Annotated in this window: 21 protein-coding genes; 17 read left to right on the plus strand and 4 right to left on the minus strand. The window is 66.1% G+C overall.

Annotation, left to right across the window (positions count from 1 at the left end; translation table 11 throughout):
- Window positions 1-154: 154 nt before the first annotated feature.
- Window positions 155-943: an SDR family oxidoreductase gene (locus WDM91_00415; protein MEI9993026.1), complete on the plus strand. Its 789-nt coding sequence runs from the start codon at window positions 155-157 to the stop codon at window positions 941-943.
- Here WDM91_00415 and WDM91_00420 read toward each other — a convergent pair.
- Window positions 889-2,262 carry an MFS transporter gene (locus tag WDM91_00420; protein MEI9993027.1) on the minus strand — a complete coding sequence of 458 codons (1,374 nt, stop codon included), beginning with the start codon at window positions 2,260-2,262 and terminating at the stop codon, window positions 889-891. The two genes, WDM91_00415 and WDM91_00420, sit on opposite strands and share 55 nt — an antisense overlap.
- 198 nt (window positions 2,263-2,460) lie before the next feature.
- On the opposite strand from WDM91_00420, the gene WDM91_00425 reads away from it, so the two are divergent.
- From WDM91_00425 to WDM91_00455, 7 genes are all read left to right on the plus strand, one after another.
- Entirely contained in the window at window positions 2,461-4,692 is a 2,232-nt protein-coding gene (locus WDM91_00425; GenBank protein MEI9993028.1) for a TonB-dependent receptor, read from the plus strand.
- A gap of 169 nt (window positions 4,693-4,861) precedes the next feature.
- Entirely contained in the window at window positions 4,862-5,875 is a 1,014-nt protein-coding gene (locus tag WDM91_00430) for an acyl-CoA dehydrogenase (protein ID MEI9993029.1), read from the plus strand.
- Window positions 5,875-7,008, plus strand: coding sequence for an acyl-CoA dehydrogenase family protein (locus WDM91_00435; GenBank protein ID MEI9993030.1), 1,134 nt, complete (start codon window positions 5,875-5,877; stop codon window positions 7,006-7,008). The genes WDM91_00430 and WDM91_00435 overlap by 1 nt, the downstream gene beginning before the upstream one ends.
- Before the next feature lie 20 nt (window positions 7,009-7,028).
- Complete coding sequence (locus WDM91_00440; GenBank protein MEI9993031.1) at window positions 7,029-8,165, plus strand: acyl-CoA dehydrogenase family protein; 1,137 nt, start codon at window positions 7,029-7,031, stop codon at window positions 8,163-8,165.
- Window positions 8,166-8,167: 2 nt separating this feature from the next.
- Complete coding sequence (locus tag WDM91_00445) at window positions 8,168-9,085, plus strand: acyl-CoA dehydrogenase family protein (GenBank protein MEI9993032.1); 918 nt, start codon at window positions 8,168-8,170, stop codon at window positions 9,083-9,085.
- 10 nt (window positions 9,086-9,095) lie between these two features.
- Entirely contained in the window at window positions 9,096-9,908 is an 813-nt protein-coding gene (locus tag WDM91_00450; GenBank protein ID MEI9993033.1) for an enoyl-CoA hydratase-related protein, read from the plus strand.
- A gap of 1 nt (window position 9,909) precedes the next feature.
- Window positions 9,910-12,021 carry an acetate--CoA ligase family protein gene (locus tag WDM91_00455; GenBank protein ID MEI9993034.1) on the plus strand — a complete coding sequence of 704 codons (2,112 nt, stop codon included), beginning with the start codon at window positions 9,910-9,912 and terminating at the stop codon, window positions 12,019-12,021.
- A gap of 43 nt (window positions 12,022-12,064) precedes the next feature.
- On the opposite strand, the gene WDM91_00460 is transcribed toward WDM91_00455, so the two are convergent.
- The gene (locus tag WDM91_00460) at window positions 12,065-12,511 is read right to left on the minus strand and encodes a pyridoxamine 5'-phosphate oxidase family protein (protein ID MEI9993035.1); all 447 of its coding nucleotides are present in this window, start codon (window positions 12,509-12,511) and stop codon (window positions 12,065-12,067) included.
- A gap of 166 nt (window positions 12,512-12,677) precedes the next feature.
- Here WDM91_00460 and WDM91_00465 point away from each other — a divergent pair, with 166 nt between their 5' ends.
- From WDM91_00465 to egtD, 5 genes are all read left to right on the plus strand, one after another.
- Window positions 12,678-13,214 (plus strand): sigma-70 family RNA polymerase sigma factor, encoded by a 537-nt coding sequence (locus tag WDM91_00465; protein MEI9993036.1) that lies wholly within the window; start codon window positions 12,678-12,680, stop codon window positions 13,212-13,214.
- Entirely contained in the window at window positions 13,211-13,852 is a 642-nt protein-coding gene (locus tag WDM91_00470; GenBank protein MEI9993037.1) for a DUF1109 domain-containing protein, read from the plus strand. Before WDM91_00465 ends, WDM91_00470 begins: the two co-directional genes overlap by 4 nt.
- An 85-nt stretch (window positions 13,853-13,937) precedes the next feature.
- Window positions 13,938-14,627, plus strand: coding sequence for a peptide-methionine (S)-S-oxide reductase MsrA (gene msrA / locus WDM91_00475; GenBank protein ID MEI9993038.1), 690 nt, complete (start codon window positions 13,938-13,940; stop codon window positions 14,625-14,627).
- Between the two features lie 67 nt (window positions 14,628-14,694).
- Window positions 14,695-15,897: an ergothioneine biosynthesis protein EgtB gene (gene egtB, locus WDM91_00480; GenBank protein ID MEI9993039.1), complete on the plus strand. Its 1,203-nt coding sequence runs from the start codon at window positions 14,695-14,697 to the stop codon at window positions 15,895-15,897.
- Complete coding sequence (gene egtD / locus WDM91_00485; GenBank protein MEI9993040.1) at window positions 15,894-16,853, plus strand: L-histidine N(alpha)-methyltransferase; 960 nt, start codon at window positions 15,894-15,896, stop codon at window positions 16,851-16,853. Before egtB ends, egtD begins: the two co-directional genes overlap by 4 nt.
- A gap of 45 nt (window positions 16,854-16,898) precedes the next feature.
- Here the strand turns inward: egtD and WDM91_00490 are convergent, their stop codons facing one another.
- The gene (locus WDM91_00490) at window positions 16,899-17,729 is read right to left on the minus strand and encodes a thioesterase family protein (GenBank protein ID MEI9993041.1); all 831 of its coding nucleotides are present in this window, start codon (window positions 17,727-17,729) and stop codon (window positions 16,899-16,901) included.
- Between the two features lie 57 nt (window positions 17,730-17,786).
- Here WDM91_00490 and WDM91_00495 point away from each other — a divergent pair, with 57 nt between their 5' ends.
- From WDM91_00495 to WDM91_00510, 4 genes are all read left to right on the plus strand, one after another.
- Window positions 17,787-18,860: a hypothetical protein gene (locus tag WDM91_00495; protein ID MEI9993042.1), complete on the plus strand. Its 1,074-nt coding sequence runs from the start codon at window positions 17,787-17,789 to the stop codon at window positions 18,858-18,860.
- A gap of 99 nt (window positions 18,861-18,959) precedes the next feature.
- Window positions 18,960-19,283 carry a metalloregulator ArsR/SmtB family transcription factor gene (locus tag WDM91_00500; GenBank protein MEI9993043.1) on the plus strand — a complete coding sequence of 108 codons (324 nt, stop codon included), beginning with the start codon at window positions 18,960-18,962 and terminating at the stop codon, window positions 19,281-19,283.
- Window positions 19,280-19,705, plus strand: a complete 426-nt coding sequence (locus WDM91_00505) for an SRPBCC domain-containing protein (protein MEI9993044.1) — start codon at window positions 19,280-19,282, stop codon at window positions 19,703-19,705. The genes WDM91_00500 and WDM91_00505 overlap by 4 nt, the downstream gene beginning before the upstream one ends.
- Before the next feature lie 31 nt (window positions 19,706-19,736).
- Window positions 19,737-20,165, plus strand: a complete 429-nt coding sequence (locus WDM91_00510) for a DUF1801 domain-containing protein (GenBank protein ID MEI9993045.1) — start codon at window positions 19,737-19,739, stop codon at window positions 20,163-20,165.
- Here the strand turns inward: WDM91_00510 and WDM91_00515 are convergent.
- Window positions 20,162-20,965 carry an alpha/beta fold hydrolase gene (locus WDM91_00515; protein ID MEI9993046.1) on the minus strand — a complete coding sequence of 268 codons (804 nt, stop codon included), beginning with the start codon at window positions 20,963-20,965 and terminating at the stop codon, window positions 20,162-20,164. The two genes, WDM91_00510 and WDM91_00515, sit on opposite strands and share 4 nt — an antisense overlap.
- Window positions 20,966-21,016 lie beyond the last annotated feature (51 nt).

The raw sequence follows: 21,016 nt of genomic DNA on the forward strand, positions 1-21,016 counted from the left end.
CCGGATTCGCGCACAAGTCTGTAACGTAGAGTGTTTTGGCCGGGGAGTCGCAAATTGTCGGCCGGGAAATCTCCGCATCGGCGCGCCCGCGTTGACGCCGCGATATATAGTATAATAAATATTCTCTTTGATGATATCGGGGAAGAACGACCTCATGGCCAATCCACATCTCGAGCAGACCGACTTTCTCGGATTTGCCAAAGGCACCGTTGCGGTCGTCACGGGTGTCGCCAGCGGCATCGGGCGAGAGACGGCCGCGCAGTTGCTGGCCCAGGGTCTGCGCGTCGTCGGGCTGGATATCAATGCTGCCGGCCTTGCGACGCTCGATTTCGGCCCGAACTTCTCGGGCCGCGTGCTCGACACGGGAAACCGCGCGGATGTCGAGGCGATGTTCGCGACGCTGAAGGAAGAATACGGCGAGATCGCGCATCTCGTGAACAATGCCGGGCCGCCGAGCTCCGCGCCTTACTCCATCGAGGAAGGGATGGCGAAGACGGCGGGCAGCGTGGAGGCGGTGACGGCCGCCTGGGAAGCGAGCGGACTGCCCGCCGGTGCCAGCGTCGTGAATGTCGCGTCGGTCGCTGGGACGATCTCCGGCGGTCCGCCGCCGGCTATCGTGCGCGAGCGCGCGCGCGGCAAGATCGGCAATGGCTGGTACGGTGCCGGCAAGGCGGCGATCGCCGGCCTCACCCGCTACCAGGCGGTGTTCGCCGCGGGCCGCTTCCGCGCCAATGCGGTCGCACCCGGCGTCATCGCAACGCCGCGCGTCGCCGATCTGACGGGCGGCGCCTATGGCCGGCTGATGGTCGAGCGCTGCCCTCTCGGTCGGCTGGGCGAGGCGCTGGATGTCGCGCGCGCCATCGTCTTCCTGCTCAGCCCGGCGGCGTCCTATGTCAACGGTGTCACGCTGGTGATCGACGGCGGCGGCACGCTGGTGTTCTGAACCGGCTCGACCGGCCGGGTTTGCGCGACGCCGTCGGCCTCGCGCAGCAGGACGACATAGCCGGCGCGTCCCGCCAGGATGAGCGCGATGGCGATCGGTCCGCAGATCAATGCGACGGCCGCGAAGCCGGGCTGCAGCGCCCCATGGCCCAGCCATTTGGCGAACAGCGTGACGATGAAAGGCCCGCATCCCATGGCCAGCAGCGAGTTGAGCACGAGGCATACGGCCATGAGTTCTCCGCGCATGCGCGGCAAGGCGACGAGCTGGATCGCCACCATCAGGAGCAAGCCCGTGCCCATGACGCCGAACGCCGATAAAGCATAGAAAAACACGAACAAACCGGCATTGGGTGCAAGCACCGCGCCCAGCGCGCCCGCCATTCCAACGCAGGCGCCGCCCAACAGGACGAGCGGCAAGGCATCGGCGCGGCCCGAGCGCGTCCAGCGTTCCGTGAGCGACGGCGAGAACGCCATGCCGGTCAGTCCGCCGATCATGGTCGAGAGGCCGAGGAATATCCCCGCGTCGCCGACATCCCATCCGAATCGCCGCACCAGATAGGTCGGTGCCCAGGCGCTCAGGCCGATGGTGATGGCCTGGGCGGTCGCGCCCGCGATGAAGAGATAGACCAGCGGGCGCCAGCGCGGCGCGGTCCAGGCGAGGAAGAGCGTCGGCTCCGCCGGCTCATGCACGGCCTGAACGCGCTGCGGCTCGCGCATCGTAAAGTACAGAAGTGCGGTCAGCACCAGGGCGGGCGAGGCGACGGCGAAAAGCACCACGCGCCAGGGCGACAGCACGCCGTGACCGGGCAGGACGAGCGGAAAATGCTCGAGCATGCGGACGACGATGCCGCCGAAAAGATAGGCCGCCGTCGCGCCGAATGCGCCGAAGCACATATAGAGCGTCGTCGGCCCGGCTCTGCTCTCGCGAGGAAACAGATCGCCGATCAGCGACATCGCGCTGGGGCTGAGCGCCGCTTCGCCCACCGCCACGCCCAGCCGCAGCGCGCATAGCAGCCAGAACGCCGTCGACAGGCCGGAGAAGAAGGTGCAGGCCGTCCAGAGCAGCGTGCTTATCAGGATGAGATTGCGGCGGTTCGCGCGATCGGACATCCAGCCCAGCGGAACGCCGACGATCGAATAGAATATCGCGAAATTGAATCCGATGAGCAGGCTGATCTGCGTGTCGCTGACATGGAGGTCCGCCTTCAAGGGCTCGACCAGAAGACCCAGGATCATGCGGTCGATGAACGCGACGATGTACAGCGCGCCGAGCAGGACCACCGCATACCAGGCGCGCGCCGCGCTCGTCTTTTCAGCCATCTTGAAAGCACCCATTCGTTTCATCCCTCATGCGCCGATTTTTTTGTTTGCGGCAACGGGCACCCTCGCGGCTCGTTACGAGAATGTCACGCCGCACGAATTCCGCTCACCGCCGATTGCCATATAGTATAATATTTGGCATATATGAAGACACGCCGACCGGGGCAACAATCCGGCGGCAGGGGAGGAATTAAGACAATGGCTCATCTGAACTGCAGAATGCTGCTTGCGACGACGGCGCTCACGGGCGCGCTCCTTGTCGCTACGGCGACGGCGTCACGGGCGCAATCCTCGAATGACGGCGTGGTCGAAACCGTCGTCGTGACGGCCCAGAAGCGCGCCGAGGACGTGCAAAGGGTGCCTGTCGCAATCACCGCGATTTCCGGAAAGAGCATCGACGCATCCGGCCTGACCGATTTCAAGGATCTCGCGCAATACTCGCCGAGCCTCCTGACGGACGAGAACGGCGATGCGCGCGCGGCGCGCGTCGGCCTGCGCGGCGTCACCTCCAGCCAGGATCCCGGCAAGGAATCCTCGGTCGGCGTGTTCCTCGACGGCGTATTCCTCTCGCGCATCAACATGGCGTTCACCGACCTCCTGGACGTGGACCACATCGAAATCCTGCGCGGACCGCAAGGCACGCTGTTCGGCAACGCGGTGGACGCGGGCCTCATCAACGTCGTCACGCGCCGGCCGGACCTCGAGAATTTCGGTGGCTATCTCGAAGGCGTCGTCGGAAACTACGATACCCGCGAGCTTCGCGGCACGGTCACGGGGCCGATCGTCGACGGCGAACTCGGCTTCAGCCTCGCCGGTTTCTCCGATTATCACGGTGGGTTGACCTACAACTCGACATTGCACGAGCATGTCGACGATCAGAACCGGTGGGGCACGCGCGGAAAGCTCGAATATGAAAGCGGCAACCTGAATGTCCTTCTCATCGCGGACTACGCGCATGAGAACTCGCAATGCTGCTCGAACGTCATCGTCCATCTCGACCCCGGCGCCAATCTTCTGGGCGTGCCGGCGACGAGCTTCGCGCCGCCGGGCTTTCCTTACAGCCGGACGACCGTCGACGGCTCGCCGAACAACAACAAGACGGATGGCGGCGGCGTGTCCGCCGAGGTCAATTGGGACGCCGGCTGGGCCACGATCACGTCGGTGACCGCCTTCCGGCACGAGACCGTCAGCGCCCTGAACGATCCGGACGACAGCCCGCTGGCGATCATGGACGACTTCCTGGTCGACCAGTCGCACAACCAGTTCTCACAGGAGCTGCGCCTCGCGTCGAAGGCCGGCGACCCGTTCGAATACGTTCTCGGCCTGTATTACATGAGCGCCAACCACAAGGACTACGAGAACATCAAGTTCGATTCGCCCTTCCTGGAATTCCCGGGAACCAATGGCGATTCCTTCATCAACGACACGTTCCAGGACACGTCGAAGGCCGTGTTCGGCCGCGTCGCATATCACTTCACCGATCAGTTCACCGCCGCGTTCGGCGCACGCTACACGATGGAGAACCAGCACGCGGTCATGGCGGAGTCGTCGAACAACTTCGTCTTCTTCCCCAACCCCGCCGATCCGCTCACGGCGCCGCATACGCTGAGCGCGGATGTCAGCCCGCGCGACAGCGCGTTCACCTATACCGGAACGCTGCAATATCAGATCACGCCCGAGACGATGGTCTTCGCGTCGGTCGCGCGAGGCTTCAAGCCGGGCGGCGTCGACCTGACCTTGCGGTCGAATCTCGACGGCCTGGTCTTCAAGCCGGAGACCAACCAGGACTATGAGGTCGGCGTGAAGTCCACCTTGCTGGACGACCGTCTCGTCATCGACGCCACGGCTTTCCACACGCTCTTCAGCAACTTCCAGGCGCTCGCCTTCAACGGAACGCAGTTCTCGACGACCAACGCCAAGGGCTTCCTGAGCCAGGGCTTCGAGCTGGAGGTGACGGCCGTTCCGGCGGACGGCCTGACGCTGCATGGCGCGGCCGCCTATGACGACGACCATTACACCAGCTTCGCGAACGGCGCGTGCCAAGTCGGCAATCCGGCCGCGCAATGCGATCTGAGCGGAAAGACCTTGCCGCAGGCACCGCACTTCACCTTCACGGGATCGATCGGCTATCGTTATCCGCTCGGTTCCACGAGTTGGCATGGGACGACGCTGGCGGAATACACCTACCGCAGCGGCGCCTACTTCAACCAGGCGCTCGACACGGCGTTGTATCAGCCCGGCTACGGCCTGGTGAATCTCCGTGCCGGCGTGGAAAGCCCGAATGGGCTCGCGATCGAAGCGTTCTCCACCAATCTGCTCGACAAGAACTACCTGCAATTCGCATTCATCGCGCCGCTCATCAGCGATGGCTATGCGGGCTTTGTCGGCGAGCCGAGGATGTTCGGCCTGAGGATCCGCCAGAGCTATTGAACTGGCGAACCTTGCACGGGGCGGCCGGCGATTCGGCCGCCCTTTTTTTCGGTGTCGCGCGATCGTTTGGCTTTTCGCATCCGGCATTTATATAGTACACTAATTCACCCATTCGGCTTATCAGGCGGTTTTCTCTCCGATGCATGCGGTACTGAGCGAAGAACAGGAGATGCTCCGCACGACGGCGGAGCGGTTGGCGCAGCGTTACGCGGTCCGCAATCCCGCCGACCTCGCCACGATAGACAGGGCGCAGAGCTGGCAGGCCGTCGCCGATGCCGGCCTGCTCGGCTTGCGCGCACGCGACGGTGCGCAGCCTTTCGTATCGGGCGTCGAGGTGATGCTGGTGGCCGAGGCGCTGGCGGGTGCGTTGACGCCGCCATCCTTCATCGGAACGATCCTCGCCGAAGAACTGCTCGCGCTTGCGGGTGTGGACGCCGAGATCGACGCGATCGCGGCGGGCAGCGCGCGCTATGCGTTGCTGCTCACCCGCGACTTGACCCAGCTCGCGGATGCTGAATCCTTCAACGGCGCCGTCGGTTTCGATGCCGACGCCGCTGGTTACGCGCTCGGTCTCAGCCGCGGCCGAGGTGGCGCACGGCTCTGCCGCTATGCAATCGCAGGCGTGTTCTCGGAACTCCAGACGCCCGACTTCACGCGTGTCTGCGTCGGTCCGGCGACCGACAAGAAGAGGCCGGAGGCCGAGCTGCTGGGGTCTGCCGTCACCGCGGAGGCGCTGGACCGGTGGCTGGCGCTCGCCCTGACGCTGACCTGCGCCGACATCGTCGGCGTCCTGCGTTCGGGCCTTCGGCAGGTCGTCGAATACTCCAAGACGCGCATTCAATACGGCGTCCCGGTGGGCTCGTTCCAGGCCGTGCAGCACATGTGCGCCGAAATGCTGGTCAAGGTCGAAGCGGCGTCCAGCATGACGCGCTACGCGGCCTGGACCGTCGATGCGCTTCCGCCCTCCGAAAGCCTGCTCGCGGCGCGCACGGCGAAGGCGCATTGCGCGGGCGCGGCGCGGTCCGTTGCCGAAACCGTCATGCAGGCCTTCGGCGGGATCGGTCAGACATGGGAGCACATCGCGCCGCTGATGAACCGCCGCGTGATGTTCGACCGCAAGCTCTTCGGCGACGAATCCCACCAACTCCTGTGCATCGCCGATGCCCGTCTGGGAGCCGCATGATGGACTACCGCGAAAACGAGCAGGAAGCGGCTTTCCGGAAGCGGGTCCATGATTGGCTCGCCGAAAACGCGCCCCGGAACTGGCAGGAAGAGGCGTCCGACGAGAAGGCGGCCGGCCGCATCACCCGGGCTTGGCACCGCAAGCTCTATGAAGCCGGCTTTATCGGCCTCTCCTGGCCCGAGGAGTATGGCGGCCGCAATCTCGGTCCCACGTTCGAGGCCATCCTGAACGACGAGCTCGGCAAGGCGGATACGCCGCGCATCTCGTTCCACAACTATCTCGGTCGCGCGATCTTCGCATTCGGCACCGAAGAACAGAAAAGGCGCTTCCTGCCGACGATGCTGAGCGGCGAGGTGCAATGGTGCCAGGGCTTCAGCGAGCCGAATGCCGGCTCCGACCTCGCGTCGCTGCGCACCTTCGCGGAACTGCGGGGCGACACCTATGTCGTCAACGGGCAGAAGATGTGGACCAGCGGCGCGCTCAATGCCGATTGGTGCCTGCTCCTCGTCCGCACCGACCGCGACGTGCCCAAGCACAAGGGCATCACCTGCCTGCTCACCTCGATCCGGGCGCCCGGCATCGACGTCCGTCCGATCCGGATTTCGGACGGCGCCCCGGAAACCTGCGAGGTCTTTCTCGACGAGGTGAAGATACCGGCCGACCAGCGTGTGGGCGATCCGGGCGCCGGCTGGCGCATCGCCATGACCGTTCTGTCTTTCGAGCGCGGCCCGGCCGACATCGGGATGATCGCGACCTACGACACGGCGCTGCGTAAGATCGAGGATCTCGCCAAGGCGCGCGGCGTCGCCGGCCAGCCGGAAGTCCGCAAGGCGCTGGCGCGCGCCTATGTGCACGGCGAAGCGCTGCGCCTCAACGTGGTCGAGCAGCTTTCGCAGCGCAGCGCCGGGCGGATGCCGGGTCCGGAAGGCTCCGTCGCGCGGCTGCTGCTCACCGAGGCGCAGCAATACATCAATCATCTGGAGCTCGAAGTCATGGGCGCGGACGCCTTCAATGGCCGCGCCACCGGGACGTTCAATTCCTACATCCGCTCGCGGACCATCAGCATCTTCGGCGGCACGAGCGAAATTCAGAAGAACATCCTGGCGAACCAGGTTCTGGGAATGCCGCGCTAGCCGCGGCCGGGAGGAATGACATGGAATTCGACTGGTCGAAGGACGAAACGGAATTTCGTTCGGCATTGAAGGACTTTCTGAGTTCCGAGCTGCCGGAGGGCTTCGATGCCTTCGACATGCCGGAGCATGATGCGAAGGAGTTCTCCAAGACGTTCGCGGTGAAGCTCGCCGAGCGCGGCTGGCTCACGCCGGCATGGCCGAAGGCGTATGGCGGCCTCGACCAGTCGCCCTGGCAGTCGCTGATCCTCAGCGAGGAGATGGTGGCGCATGGCGAACCGCGCTTCGGGCAATACATGTGCGTGAACTGGGTCGGGCCCGCGCTCATCCTCGCCGGCACGGACGAGCAGAAGGAATACCACCTCAAGCGCATCAGCCGCGGCGACGTCATGTGGTGCCAGGGCTTTTCGGAGCCCGGCGCCGGGTCCGACCTGGCCTCGCTGCGGACGCGCGCCATCTGGGACGGCAAGGACTACGTCATCAACGGCGAGAAGATCTGGACCTCCTATGCCGGCGTGGCCGATTTCTGCTTTCTGCTGGCGCGCACCGATGGTGAGGCGCACAAGCATCGCGGCATCTCGATCTTCCTGGTGCCGACCGATGCGCCGGGCCTGACCATCCGCAATATCCCCTCGCTCTTCTTCGACGGCGCGTTCAACCAATGCACCTTCGAAAACGTGCGCGCGCCCGCGTCGTGGATGCTCGGGCCGGAGAACGGCGGCTGGCCGATCATCCGCAAGCTGCTGGTGAACGAGCGTGTCGGCGTCGCCCGCTATCGCCGCGCTGCGCGCAGCCTCGAACGGGCCGCCAAGATCGCGAAGGCGGAGGGGCTGTTCGACGATCCCACCGTGCTCGAAGCCCTGGGCCGGGCGCGGGCGGCCTGCGAAGCGGCGCGGGTGCTCGTCTACCGCGTCATCGACGAGCGCGCGAAGGGCCGCTACCCCGACCTCACGGCCTATGTCTATCGCGTCGCCACGATCCGCGCGGAGCGCGCCGTCTACGAGGCGGAACTTCACATCGAGGGCCTCGCCGGCATGGCGGAGGGAAGCGTGGCCGCGAAGCAGTTCGGTCACGCGGTCACGGCCGGCGTCGCCACCGGCACGCTGGAGATGCAGCTGAACCTCATTGCGCGCGACATCGTCGGCGGCGTGGGAGCCTGACCATGGACATGGAACTGAACGAGACGCAGCGCGCGATCGAAGATTCCTGCACGCGGCTGTTCGCCAGGAAAGCGGGCCCCTCGCGGGCGCGCCTCCTCCGTGCGGAGGGCGGCTTCGACCGGCCGCTGCTCGAAGAGATGCAGAGCGCCGGTTTTCTCGATCTGTTCGATGATGCGGAGACCGGGCCGCTCGCGGCGGCGCTCGTCACCGAATGGGCGTCGACGGCTGCGGCGCTGGCGCCGATCGGACAGCGTGCACTCATCGCCCCCGCCGCCATGTCCGACATCCCGCCGCTGGTGGTCGCGGTCGGCGAGAAGGGCAGGAAGGGTCCGGTGCGCTACGCTGCCGAGGCCGACCTTCTGATCCTTCTCGACGGGGACGATGCGCAAGCCGTCCGCAAGGGCGACTTCGTCGCGGAGCCGGTGGACTCCAAGTTCGGCTATCCCATGGCGCGCATCGCATCGGCAAAGGGAACGGCGCTTGCCGCCGGTTCCGGTCGCACGGCGCGCAACTGGTGGCGGGTCGCCATCGCCGCCGAGGTGGCCGGCATCGGCCGCGCGGCGCTCGATCTGACCATCCGCTACCTCAAGGACCGGGTGCAGTTCGACCGGCCCATCGCATCCTACCAGGCGATTCAGCATCGGCTCGTCGACTGCCACGTCTCGACCGACGCGGTGCAGTGGGCGGCGCGTGAGGCCGCCTATCACCGCGCGCCGGACGAGCTCGCGGCGAGCGCGGCCATCGCGGCGGAGGAAACCGCGTATCGCCTGTTCTACGAAATGCATCAGCTCACCGGCGCGATCGGCTTCACGCGTGAATACGATCTCCATCTGTGGACCATGCGTCTGCAGACGCTCCGCCAGGAGGCCGGCGGCATCAACAGCCATGCCCACGATCTTGTCCATGCGCGCTGGGGCTGAGGAAACGACGATGACCGGTTACGACGCCTTCCAATACGTCCTCGCGAAGCTCGACGGGCACGTCCTGACCATGACGTTCAATCGTCCGGGGCAGCTCAATGCGGTGAACGGCGACATCCACGGCGACTTGACGCAGATCCTCGCGTTGGCGGCGAAGGATCGCGACGTCCGCGCCATCGTCCTGCGCGGAGAGGGCAGGGCTTTCTGTGCCGGCGGCGACGTCGGCACGATGGAAGGCTCCAAAGCCGCCGGCGAAGGACCCAATCATGCGGAGCGGGTGCGCGAAACGCTGACCGCCGCCAAGCTCGTCGACGAATTCCTCGCGGTGGAGGTGCCTATCGTCGCCGCCGTTCAGGGCTATGCGATGGGACTGGGCGCGACGATCGCGCTGCTTTGCGACGTGCTCATCATGGCTGACGACGCGCAGATCGCCGATACCCACGTGAACATCGGCGTGGTGCCCGGCGACGGCGGCGCCGTCCTGTGGCCGCTGATGATGACCTTCGGCGCCGCCAAATGGTACCTGATGACGGGCGAGCGCATCAGCGGCACGGAGGCCGTCCGCCTCGGCCTCGCGCTGAAATCCGTCCCCGCCGACAGGCTGGCCGATGAAGCGCATGCCCATGCGGCCAAGCTCGCCCGGCTGGCGCCCATGGCGGTGAAGGGGACCAAGGCCACGCTGAACAAGATCATCCGCGAGCGCATCAACCTGGTGCTCGACACGGGCCTGCTTCTCGAAGGCGCCTGCTTCATCAGCGACGACCACAAAGAAGCCATCGCCGCCTTCCAGCAGAAACGCCCTGGCACATTCACCGGACGCTGACATGACCATGATTTCCTTAGACGCGCAGGCGGATGACCGCCTGCTGCGCATGCTCAACCCGCGCTCGATCGCCATCGTGGGCGCGACGGACCGCATGCCCAGCATCGGCGGCTACGTGACGTCGAACATCGCCCGCTCGTTCAAGGGCGAGGTCCTGCCGATCAACCCGCGCAGCCCCACGGTCCAGAACCTGAAAGCCTATCCCAGCGTCGATGCCATGCCGGCCGATGTCGATCTGGTGATGGTCGTCATCCCCGCGGAAGGCGTCGCGCCGATCCTGGAATCCTGTGCGGCGAAGAATGTCGGCGGCGCGGTCGTCATCACCTCGGGTTTCGCCGAGGTCGGCGAGGCGGGCGCCAAGCTGCAGGACGAGATCGCCGCCATCGCGCGCCGGACCGGTCTTCGCGTGATCGGCCCGAACTGCATCGGCTTCATGAATTCGCACCGCGACGTGATGGCCAATTTCGTCCTGGATCCGGGCGATTCCATCCCGCCGCCCGGTCCCGTCGCGCTGGTGTCGCAGAGCGGCGGCTTCGGCGGCTACATGGTGCGCAAGGCGCTGACCGCCGGGCTCAATGTCGGCTGGTTCGTCAGCACGGGCAACGAGGCGGACGTGAACATCGCGACGGTGCTGCGCACGCTGGTCGAAGCACCCGAAGTGCGCACATTGCTCGCTTTCAGCGAGACGCTGCGCGATCCGGACAGGTTCATGGCGTTCGCGCAACGCGCCGCCGAGCTCGACAAGCCCGTCGTCATCCTGAAGGCGGGCCGTTCCAACGAGGCGGCGCGCGCCGCGCAGGCGCATACCGCGTCGCTCGTCGGCTCCGCACAGGCGTTCGACGCGGTCTGCCGCCAATACGGCGTGTTCTCGGTCTCCTCGCTGGAGGAGATGCTGGATCTCGGCTTGATCTTCCAAGGCGGAAGGCGGGCGCGGGGAAACCGCGTGAGCATCATCACGGGTTCGGGCGGCGCGGGCGTGATGCTGACGGACGCCTGCGCGTTGGAAGGCCTTGCCGTTCCGGTTCTGCCGAGGGAGGACCAAGAAGCGCTGCTCGAGCGCATGCCCAAGCCCTTTTACGGTTCGGTGGCGAATCCCGTCGACGTCACGGCGCAGGCGCTCGCCAACCCGGCCACGATGCCGGCCGTTCTCAAGGCGGTGGCCGACAGCAAGGGTGGCGACATGCTGGCGCCGGTCATCATCGGCAATCCGAATGGTCAGCAGATGTATATCGATTTCTTCCGCGGCACCGACAAGCCGGTGGCGATCACCTCCACGCTGCTCGGCGCCGATCTCCTCGCCGCGGGGGTTCCGACCTTTACCGATCCTCGTCGCGCGGCGCATGCGCTGGCCGCGCTGGCGGATTTTTCGCAGCGGTCGAGGCGTCCCATCGCGACGGCGGACTGGAAACCGGATCCAAAGCGCGCGGCGGCGGCCCGTGCGATCGTCGCCGAAGGCGAGGGCCGATCATGTCTGCTGGAGAGCACCGCGAAGACGCTGCTGTCGCTCTACGGCGTTGTTGCGCCGCGCGAGACTTTCGTGCGCGGCGTGGAGGAGGCAGTCCGCGCGGCGGAGGAGATCGGCGGCAAGGTCGTGCTCAAGATCATGTCCTACGACCTGCCGCACAAATCCGACGTCGGCGGCGTGCGCCTGGCCATTCAGGGTCCGGATGCGATGCGCGATGCCTATGCGGGCATGATGGACGATGTGCGCAAGCTCGCGCCCCAGGCGCGCATAGAAGGCGCGCTGGTACAGGCGATGGTTCCGGCGCGTCTGGAAATGCTCTGCGGCATGAAACGCGATCCGGTGTTCGGCCCCATCGTCGCGATCGGGCTTGGCGGCGTCCTGGTCGAGATTCTGGGCAGCGCGGCCTTGCTGCGCGCGCCATTCGACGGCGACGCGGTCGTCGTGGCGCTGCAGGGCCTGCTGGGCGGGCGTCTGCTGGGCGGGACACGCGGCCTGACGCCGGCAGAGGTTCAGGAATTGGCCAGGCTCGCAGTGGCGCTGGGCGACATCGCGCTCGAACTCCCGGAAATCTCCAGCGCCGAAATCAACCCGATCCGCGTCGCGGCCGGAGCCGCGATCGCCGCCGACGCGCTCATAACGCTGGACTAACGGATGGAGCGCGGCGCGCGCGACGGCGGCTCGGCACGCGCGATCAGACGACGAAGCGCTCGGTGTGGCCGAACCCCTTGGAATAGTCGAGCAGATAGACGACCGATGGCGTGACGCGAAAAAGCGTGAGGTCGCCGGCATCGGTCGATACGAAGCGGCCGATCTGGGGAAATTTCGCGAACATCAACTGTCCCACATGCTGTGCCTCGCTCGCATCGGTGACCTGCCGCGCGGTTCCGGCCAGCGACAGGCCTTTGATCTCCTCCCATGAACGGTACGTGCAGTTGACGGTGAGGGACACTTTGTCGTTCCGGCCGATATTGTGGGCCTTCTGCGACTGCGCCCCGGTTCCGAAATAGATCGTCAGGCCGTCATTGACGAAGCTGACCGTGGTTGCCTGCGGATAACCGTCTTCGCGCATCGTCGCGATGGTCATGTCCGGCACGGTTCCGAGGATCTCGAGGACCGCAGCCTTCGTCGCGTTGTCCATGGCGCACCGAAAGAAAAGACGCCGGCGAATATCGCCGCCCCGCGGCAAGCGGGGTTGACGCAGATCAAAGGTCGGCTGCGAAACGCGCTGCGGCGATTTGGCGAAAGTCCGCCCGCGATGTAACCTTTGTCCCGGCTCCCACGAATGTGATCTCGAAGGCGGCGGCTTGGTCGAAGCGGAAGCGGAACTGAAAGCGCTGATGGTCCGGTCGCTGGCCGGCGACGGCGCGGCCTATGCCGAGTTGCTGCGCAAGCTGCAAATGCATTTGCGCGCCTATTACCGGCGGCGCCTGGGCAGCGCGGCGGAGGCGGAGGACCTGCTCCAGGAAACGTTGATCGCCATGCATACCCGCCGCGCCACCTACGATCCGTCCCGTCCCTTCACCGCCTGGGTGCATGCGATCGCGCGCTACAAGCTGATCGACTTCTATCGCCGCAACCGGCGCCGGGCTGAGGATCCGCTGGACGATCCCGACATCCTGTTCGGCTCGCAGGAGTCCGAGGCCGCCGAAGCGCAGCTCGACGTCGAGCGCCTGCTGAGCCGCCTGCCGGAGAAGACCCGCCGCCTGATCCGCGACACCAGGATCGAAGGTCTCTCGACGGCGGAAGCGGCGGCACGCCACGGCATCTCGGAATCGGCCGTCAAGGTCGGCGTGCATCGCGGCCTCAAAGCGCTTGGGTCGAGCCTGGAGGAGGGCGAATGAGGACCGACGATCTGATCGCCGCGCTCTCCGCCGATGTGGATCCGATGCCGCGCCGCGCCGTCGGCCGCCATCTCGCGCTCGGATTGGGCACAGGCGTGGCGATCTCCGCGGCGCTTCTGGTGCTGTGGCTCGGCGTGCGCACGGATCTGATGCACGCGCTGGCCTCCGGACCGTTCTGGATGAAATTCGTCTACGCCGCGAGCGTCGCGGTGCTCGGCTTCGGCCTGATCGACCGCCTGGCGCGGCCGGACGGGGAGGGCGGGGTGTTCGGACCACTCATCCTCGCGCCGCTCGGCGTGATGATCGCGCTGGCGCTCTATCAGTTGGCGGGCGCGTCGGCGGCTGAGCGCATGGCGCTGATGATGGGCCACTCGTCCCAGGTCTGTGCCCGCAACATCGTCGTTCTCTCGGCTCCGATCTTCCTGGGATTGTTCTGGAGCTTGCGGGCGCTGGCGCCGACGCGGCTGACCCTGGCGGGCACGGTGGCGGGGATCGTCGCCGGCGCCGCCGGAACCGCCATCTACGCCTTTCACTGCAATGAGAGCGCGGCGCCCTTCGTCGTCATCTGGTACACGCTCGGCATCGCCGCCGTCGGCCTGATCGGCGCCTTGCTGGGCCGGCTGATGCTGCGCTGGTGATCTGCGACGACGGTGTAACCGTAAAGCCGTCCGAGACGAATGACGTCCGATACCCTCCTTGCGGGGAGGATGGATGGAGACCACCATGCTGCGTCCGCTTCGCAATTTCGTCCTGGCCGCCGCGCTTTGCGGATTGTCCGCCGCCTGCGGCGACGCCATCGACAAGCCGATTCCCGTCGCTGCGGTCGACCAGCCCAAGGCCGGCGCGCCTGCGAGCGAGACGGCGGTCCTCGCCGGCGGCTGCTTCTGGGGCTTGCAGGGCGTGTTCGAGCATGTGAAGGGCGTGACCAGGGTCGTGGCCGGCTATTCCGGCGGCGCCAGGGAAACCGCGATCTACGAGCTCGTCGGCAGCGAGACCACCGGCCATGCCGAATCCGTCGAGATCACCTTCGACCCGCGCCTGGTGTCCTATGGCGAGATCCTCCGGGTCTATTTCGCGGTGGCGCACGACCCGACGGAACTGAACCGCCAGGGCCCGGACAGCGGCACGAGCTATCGCTCCGAGATATTCTTCGCCTCGCCGCTGCAGGAGAAGATCGCCCGCGCCTATGTCGCCCAGCTCGGCGCCGCACATGTCTATGACGGCCCCATCGTCACCCGGATCGAGCCGCTCAAGGGCTTCTATTGGGCCGAGGGCTATCACCAGGACTTCCTGATCCACAACCCCGATTACCCCTACATCCGGATCAACGATATGCCGAAGATCGACGCCCTGAAGCGGGTCCTGCCGGCGCTCTATAGCGGCAGGCCCGTGATGCTGGCGGCTGCCAGGTAGCTGCCACATTTGGGGGAACTTCCTGCTACGGTTGCCGTTGAGCTTAGGCAGCCGAAGGTAAAACCCTATGCCCAGAGAGGCGATTATCCCCGCCGCGCAAGCGGCGGACGCGGCAGCGTTGCTGTTGGCCGACTACGCGGCCGTGCGCCGCCATACCGAGGCGCTGGCCGCGCCGCTCGGCGTCGAGGACCAGAACATCCAGTCGATGCCTGATGCCAGCCCGACCAAGTGGCATCTGGCGCACACGACTTGGTTCTTCGAAACGGTCGTGCTCGGCAAGTTCGCGAAGGATTATCGCCCGTTCGATCCGGCCTATGCCTATCTCTATAATTCCTATTACGAGGGGCTTGGGCCGCGCCATCCGCGGTCGCAGCGCGGCCTGCTCAGTCGCCCGCCGGTCGAAGACATCGTCGAGTACCGCCTGCATGTCGATGAGGCGATGGCGCGGCTGATCGAGGAGCGGGCGTCGGAGGTCGCGCCGCTGGTGACGCTCGGCCTGCATCACGAACAGCAGCATCAGGAGCTGATCCTGACCGACATCCAGCATGCCTTCTTCTCCAATCCGCTGCTCCCGGCCTATGCGGCGGAGCGGACGGCGCCGGACGCGGCGGCAACGCCGCTCGCATGGCGGGATCACCCCGGCGGGATCGTGGGCATCGGGCATGCGGGTGGCGGCTTCGCTTTCGACAATGAAGGCCAGCGGCATGACGTGCTGCTGCGACCCTTTCGCATCGCGGCGCGGCCGGTCAGCAACGGCGAATTCCTCCAATTCATCCGGGACGGCGGCTATCGGCGTCCCGAATTCTGGCTGTCCGACGGCTGGGCCATGGTCCAGCGCGAACAACTCAACGCACCGCTCTATTGGCTCGGCGAACGCGGCGGCTGGCGCAGCTTCACGCTTTGCGGGGCCGGGCCGCTTGAAGAGCATGCGCCGGTTTCCCATGTGAGCTTCTACGAAGCGGCGGCCTATGCCGCCTGGGCCGGCGCCCGTCTGCCGACCGAATTCGAGTGGGAAGCCATGGCGCCGCGTCTGGGAGAGCAGGGCAAGGTTTGGGAGTGGACGCGCTCCTCCTACGACCCCTATCCGGGCTACCGGCCGTTCGACGGCGATGTCGTCGAATACAACGGCAAGTTCATGAGCGGCCAGGTCGTGCTGCGTGGCGGTTCGGTCGCGACGCCGCCGGGCCATATCCGCGCCACCTATCGCAACTTCTTCCCGCCGTCTGCCCGCTGGCAGTTCAGCGGCATCCGTCTCGCAGGTGATCTATGAGTCCCGTCGCCCTTGCCGTCCGCGCCCGCCATTCGGAGAACGCGTTCGCCGACGCGCTGCTCGATGGCCTGACGCGCCATCCGAAAAGCATCCCCGCCAAGTTCTTCTACGACGCCGCCGGTTCCGAGCTGTTCGAGCGCATCACGCGCCTGCCGGAATACTATCCGACGCGCACGGAGCTTTCGATCCTCGAGACGCATATCGCCGAGGTGGCGTTCCTGATGGGGCCGAATGCGGAGCTGGTGGAGTTCGGCGCCGGCGCGCTGCGCAAGGTGCGCCTGCTGCTCGATGCCCTGCGCAGCCCGCGCTCCTATCTGCCGATCGACATCTCCGGCGATTACCTGCTGGAGGTGGCTTCGGCGCTGGAAGCCGATTATCCCGGCCTCAAGGTGAAGCCGGTGATCGGCGATTTCACCCGGCCGATGGCGCTGGGTCCGCTCGGCGTCGGCGCGATGCGCCGCGTCGGCTTCTTCCCCGGCTCGACGATCGGCAATTTCACCCGCCCCGATGCAGTGAGCTTCCTGCGCCATGCGCGGCAGACGCTGAACGGCGGCGGCCTGCTGATCGGCGTCGACCTGGTGAAGGACCCGGCGATCCTCCATGCCGCCTATAACGACGCGGAAGGCGTGACCGCGGCGTTCAACAGGAACCTGCTGCTGCGCGCCAACCGCGAAGCGGGCGCCGATTTCGATCCGGACGCCTTCTGGCATCACGCGAGCTACAATCCGCTGGCCCAGCGCATCGAGATGTACCTGATCAGCGCCAGGCGCCAGACCGTGCGCATCTGCAACGAGTCGATCACCTTTGCCGAGGGCGAAGCGATCCATACCGAGGACTCGCACAAATACACCTTGAACGGCTTCCGCGCGGTCGCGGCCGAAGCCGGCTATGTCCCGCGCCGGGTGTGGACGGACGAGATGAATCTATTCTCGGTGCAGTGGCTGGAAGCGATTTAGCTGTGTTCACCTCCCCGCGCAGCGGGAGATGATTTCTCCCTCGCATCAACCCCGCGGCGGCATCGGCGTCACCAGCATATGGCTGGAACCGGTCGCCAGCAGGCGCCCGTCCTCGGACCAGATCCGTGCCAGGCCATGGATCAGCCCGCCGCGCGCCACCGGCGCATGCACGTCCGCCAGCAGCCAGTCCGCCGTGCCCGGCATCTCGTGGAACCAGACCGAGACGTCCAGGCTGGGCGCGATATAGTTCGGGTAGCCGTCCTTCAGGCCGCGGTGATGCGCCGGCCATTGCAGCGTGTCGATCAGGACCAGCGGGCGCGCGCAATCCAGGAAGAGATCGCTCTCCGCCGCGAAGTCGGGATATCGATACCATTCCTGGATCACCGCGCCGCCGGGATGCGGATTCTCGCGCGTATAGAGCTTGGTCGGCTTGCACGCGATGTTGTCCCAGAAATTGAACGCGTCCGACTGGCGCCCCACGAGCTCGATATACGTCTTGAGCGCCGCGGGCTTCGGCAGGTCGGGCATCGTCAGCTCGTTGCCGTCGGGACCTGCGCTGCGGTCGGTCGTCCAGACCTGTGCCTGCAGGAAGCGCTTGCCGCCCTGCACCAGGGCGACATTGATGCACCAGGCCGTGCGACCCTGCTTCACCGGCTCGACGACCGCCTCGGCCTCTTCGAACTTGCCGGCTGAGAGATATTGCACGGAAATCCCGGACGGCCGGTGGCCCGGCGGCGCCACCTTGCCGGCGGCGCGCAGCGCGATGGCCGCGACATAGCCGCCATTCGGTCCCCAGATGTTCCAGTCGCGCGACAGGCTGGCGAAGAACGTTCCGTCGCGTTCGGTGATCGCGGTATCGACCTGCAACTTGCCCATGACACCCCCTCGGAATCGTCCGAAGGATACCCCGGCGGCATGGTCGCGGGAACCGCTATGCCCGCGGCGCGCTATCACGCCATGCAACTGGTCGACGACACTGGACGAATCGCCGACCCGCAGGCTGCGGCCGGTGCCGCCGGCTTGCGCTACGTCTCGGGTGAGGATAGCGGCATCGCCCGCCACCGCGCCGGCAGGGGCTTTTTCTATACGGGTAGCGGTGGCGGCAAGGTGCGCGACCCCGCCACGCTGGAGCGCATCCGCAAGCTCGCCATTCCGCCGGCCTGGGAAAACGTTTGGATCTGCCCGCAGGCGAACGGCCATATCCAGGCCACCGGCGTCGACGCACGAGGCCGCAAGCAGTACCGCTACAACGACGATTTCCGCGCCCTGCGCGAGACCGCGAAGTTCGAACACATCCTGATCTTCGCCCAGGCGTTGCCGAAGATACGCGAAACCGTCGCGCATGACATGGCGCGCCACGGCCTGCCGCGCGAGAAGGTGCTTGCCGCGGTGGTGCACCTGCTCGAGACCACGCTGGTGCGCGTCGGTAACAAGGACTACGCCAAGGACAACGGCAGCTACGGCCTCACCACGCTGAAGAACCCGCATGTCGCGGTGGAAGGCGGCGCGTTGCGCTTCCGCTTCAAGGGCAAGAGCGGCAAGGAATGGAAGCTGAAGCTGCAGGACCGCCGCGTCGCCAAGGTCGTGCGCGCCTGCCAGGAACTGCCGGGGCAGCAGCTCTTCGAATATCTCGGGGAAGACGATGCCCCGCACGGCGTCGGCTCGTCGGACGTGAATGCCTATCTCAAGGAAATCACCGGCCGCGACATCACCGCCAAGGATTTCCGCACCTGGTTCGGCACGGTGGCGGCCGCCGTCGCGCTGCACGAACGCGCGGCGGGCGAGACCGTCTCGACCAAAAAGACGTTGCGCGAGGTGATCGGCTCAGTCGCGGCGCGGCTCGGCAACACGCCGGCGGTATGCCGCAAATGCTATATCCATCCCGAAGTGATGACGGGCTACGACCTGCGCGCTCTGAACCTGCGTGTCCGTTCCCGCGCCAAAAAACACGCGCTGAGCGGCGAAGAAGCGGCGGTGTACCGCTTTTTGACGGCGCGTCTGAACTGACCGGTGGCGGCTTGCGGCGCCTGAAGGGGGATGGCGGCTTGACTCACGCATAGCCGGTTGGGTATATGTATTACCAATAGCCAACGAGTTATTGATTGAATGGCGGCCGCGCACGACGCTCTCTTTCGAATATTGGCCGATCCGACACGGCGGGCGATCTTCGAGCGCCTGTGCCGCGAAGGCGAGAAGACGGTCGGGGCGCTGACGGCGCGGGCCGGGATTTCGCAGCCGGCGGTTTCAAAGCATCTCGGCGTCCTGAAACAGGCGGGCCTGGTCCGCGACCGGCCCGATGGCCGCCAGACGCATTACAGCGCGCAGCTCAGTGCCTTGGCGCCGCTGATCGACTGGACGAGCCGAATGACCGGCTTCTGGGAGAAGCGGTTCGACGCCCTCGAAGACCTGCTGAAGAGGATGGACCAATGAGCGAAACGCGCTCCGTTGTCGTCGAACGCGAGATGCCCCACCCGCCGGAAAAGCTCTGGCGCGCGCTCACCCAGCCGCATCTGATCGCGGAATGGCTGATGCAGAACGACTTCGCGCCCATCGTGGGCCGCAGCTTCAAGTTTCGCGAAACGTATCTCCCGAACGGCGGGCTGGATTGCGAAGTCCTCGCCGTCGAGCCGAACCGGACGTTGTCCTACACTTGGAATTCCACCAGCGACGACGCGGCCTTCGCCCTGAACAGCGTGGTGACCTTCACACTCACGCCGACGCCGAGCGGAACGCTTCTGCGCATGGAACAGTCCGGCTTCCGCCCCGAGCAGAAACAGGCCCTCGGCGGCGCCAATTTCGGCTGGCAGAAATTCCTGACGAACCTGGAGCAGGCTCTGGCGCGGCTGGATTGACGCCTGCCGGCCGTCTTCGAAGGAGATTCCATTGAATCGGAAGAGCGATGAAGTCTTGCCCTCCCGGCGGATCGATGCGCGGATCAGAGAACTCGGCGATTGGCGGGGCGAGACGCTGGCGCGGGTCCGTACGCTCATCAAGCAGGCCGATCCCGACGTGATCGAGGAATGGAAGTGGCGGGGCGTGCCGGTGTGGGAAGATGCCGGCATCATCTGCACGGGCGAGACCTACAAGGCCGTGGTGAAGCTGACCTTTGCCAAGGGCGCGTCACTTGCGGACCCCGCCAGGCTTTTCAATTCGAGTCTCGATGGCAACACGCGGCGCGCGATCGATCTTCGCGAGGGCGATAAGATCGACGGCAAGGCGCTGAAGACGCTCATCCGCGCCGCAGTCGATCTCAATCGGAGCAAGACGTCTGCGAAAGCGCGCGCAAGCAGGAAGGTGGGGGAGAAGTCTTAAATCCCGCCATCGAGGAATTCGAACACGCTCGCCTTGAACAGCGCGTGCGCGATGATCGAGAAATGGTCGACGCCTGGCACGCGCACGGCACGGCCGTCGGGAAATGCCTTCGCCAGCGGCTCCGGATCGCCGGCCAACTCATCGCGCGCGCCCGCCACCACCAGAACCGGCACCGCCAGCTTGTCGACATCGGCCCGCGTGAACGGCAAATCGGCCGCGCGCGTCAGCGCCGCGAGCGCGAAGCGGTCCTCGCCCTGGTCGTCGGCGAATTGCCGGAAGCTCTTCAGCATCGGCTCCCGGATGCTCTCCACATCGGCTGCCTCCATCGCCTCGGCCATCGGATGGCCGGGCTCGGGCCGTTCGAACAGTTTCTCGCCCACCCCGCCCAGGGTCAGCGTCGCGACGCGCTCGGGCGCGCGCAGCGCCGCCGCCAGCGCGGTGCGCGATCCCATCGAGAAGCCGAGGATATGGGCGCGGGGAATCGCCAGATGATCCATCAACGCAAGGATGTCGCCTGCCATCGCGTCGCGGCCATAAAGCGCTGGATCGTGCGGTTTGGCGCTTTCGCCGTGGCCGCGCGCATCCATCGCCACCACGCGCATGCGCCGCCGCTCCAGCGCGCCATACCAGCCCAGCCGCCGCCAGTTCTCCGTCCGGTTGGAGGTGAAGCCGTGCAGCAGGATCATCGGCCGGCCTTCGCCCGGGGCCGCGATATCGTCGTAAGCGAGCGTCAGCCCGTCATTCTCGAAAGTCGCCATGGCGATATTGTCGAGCGAAACCCGGTGCTTCGCAACCGACATGGATTGTCATCCCGGCCGAGCGCAGCGAGAGCCGGGACCCATCGCGCCTGC

Origin of the sequence: Rhizomicrobium sp. (genome assembly GCA_037200385.1) — a bacterium.
Taxonomy (GTDB): Bacteria; Pseudomonadota; Alphaproteobacteria; order Micropepsales; family Micropepsaceae; genus Rhizomicrobium.

What these genes read in the sequence shown, in the direction of transcription:
- WDM91_00415 (MEI9993026.1), top strand. Translation starts at nt 155, where the DNA reads ATGGCCAATCCACATCTCGAGCAGACCGACTTTCTCGGATTTGCCAAA.
- WDM91_00420 (MEI9993027.1), bottom strand. Translation starts at nt 2,262, where the DNA reads ATGGCTGAAAAGACGAGCGCGGCGCGCGCCTGGTATGCGGTGGTCCTG.
- WDM91_00425 (MEI9993028.1), top strand. Translation starts at nt 2,461, where the DNA reads ATGGCTCATCTGAACTGCAGAATGCTGCTTGCGACGACGGCGCTCACG.
- WDM91_00430 (MEI9993029.1), top strand. Translation starts at nt 4,862, where the DNA reads ATGCTCCGCACGACGGCGGAGCGGTTGGCGCAGCGTTACGCGGTCCGC.
- WDM91_00435 (MEI9993030.1), top strand. Translation starts at nt 5,875, where the DNA reads ATGGACTACCGCGAAAACGAGCAGGAAGCGGCTTTCCGGAAGCGGGTC.
- WDM91_00440 (MEI9993031.1), top strand. Translation starts at nt 7,029, where the DNA reads ATGGAATTCGACTGGTCGAAGGACGAAACGGAATTTCGTTCGGCATTG.
- WDM91_00445 (MEI9993032.1), top strand. Translation starts at nt 8,168, where the DNA reads ATGGACATGGAACTGAACGAGACGCAGCGCGCGATCGAAGATTCCTGC.
- WDM91_00450 (MEI9993033.1), top strand. Translation starts at nt 9,096, where the DNA reads ATGACCGGTTACGACGCCTTCCAATACGTCCTCGCGAAGCTCGACGGG.
- WDM91_00455 (MEI9993034.1), top strand. Translation starts at nt 9,910, where the DNA reads ATGACCATGATTTCCTTAGACGCGCAGGCGGATGACCGCCTGCTGCGC.
- WDM91_00460 (MEI9993035.1), bottom strand. Translation starts at nt 12,511, where the DNA reads ATGGACAACGCGACGAAGGCTGCGGTCCTCGAGATCCTCGGAACCGTG.
- WDM91_00470 (MEI9993037.1), top strand. Translation starts at nt 13,211, where the DNA reads ATGAGGACCGACGATCTGATCGCCGCGCTCTCCGCCGATGTGGATCCG.
- msrA (MEI9993038.1), top strand. Translation starts at nt 13,938, where the DNA reads ATGCTGCGTCCGCTTCGCAATTTCGTCCTGGCCGCCGCGCTTTGCGGA.
- egtB (MEI9993039.1), top strand. Translation starts at nt 14,695, where the DNA reads ATGCCCAGAGAGGCGATTATCCCCGCCGCGCAAGCGGCGGACGCGGCA.
- egtD (MEI9993040.1), top strand. Translation starts at nt 15,894, where the DNA reads ATGAGTCCCGTCGCCCTTGCCGTCCGCGCCCGCCATTCGGAGAACGCG.
- WDM91_00490 (MEI9993041.1), bottom strand. Translation starts at nt 17,729, where the DNA reads ATGGGCAAGTTGCAGGTCGATACCGCGATCACCGAACGCGACGGAACG.
- WDM91_00495 (MEI9993042.1), top strand. Translation starts at nt 17,787, where the DNA reads ATGCCCGCGGCGCGCTATCACGCCATGCAACTGGTCGACGACACTGGA.
- WDM91_00500 (MEI9993043.1), top strand. Translation starts at nt 18,960, where the DNA reads ATGGCGGCCGCGCACGACGCTCTCTTTCGAATATTGGCCGATCCGACA.
- WDM91_00505 (MEI9993044.1), top strand. Translation starts at nt 19,280, where the DNA reads ATGAGCGAAACGCGCTCCGTTGTCGTCGAACGCGAGATGCCCCACCCG.
- WDM91_00515 (MEI9993046.1), bottom strand. Translation starts at nt 20,965, where the DNA reads ATGTCGGTTGCGAAGCACCGGGTTTCGCTCGACAATATCGCCATGGCG.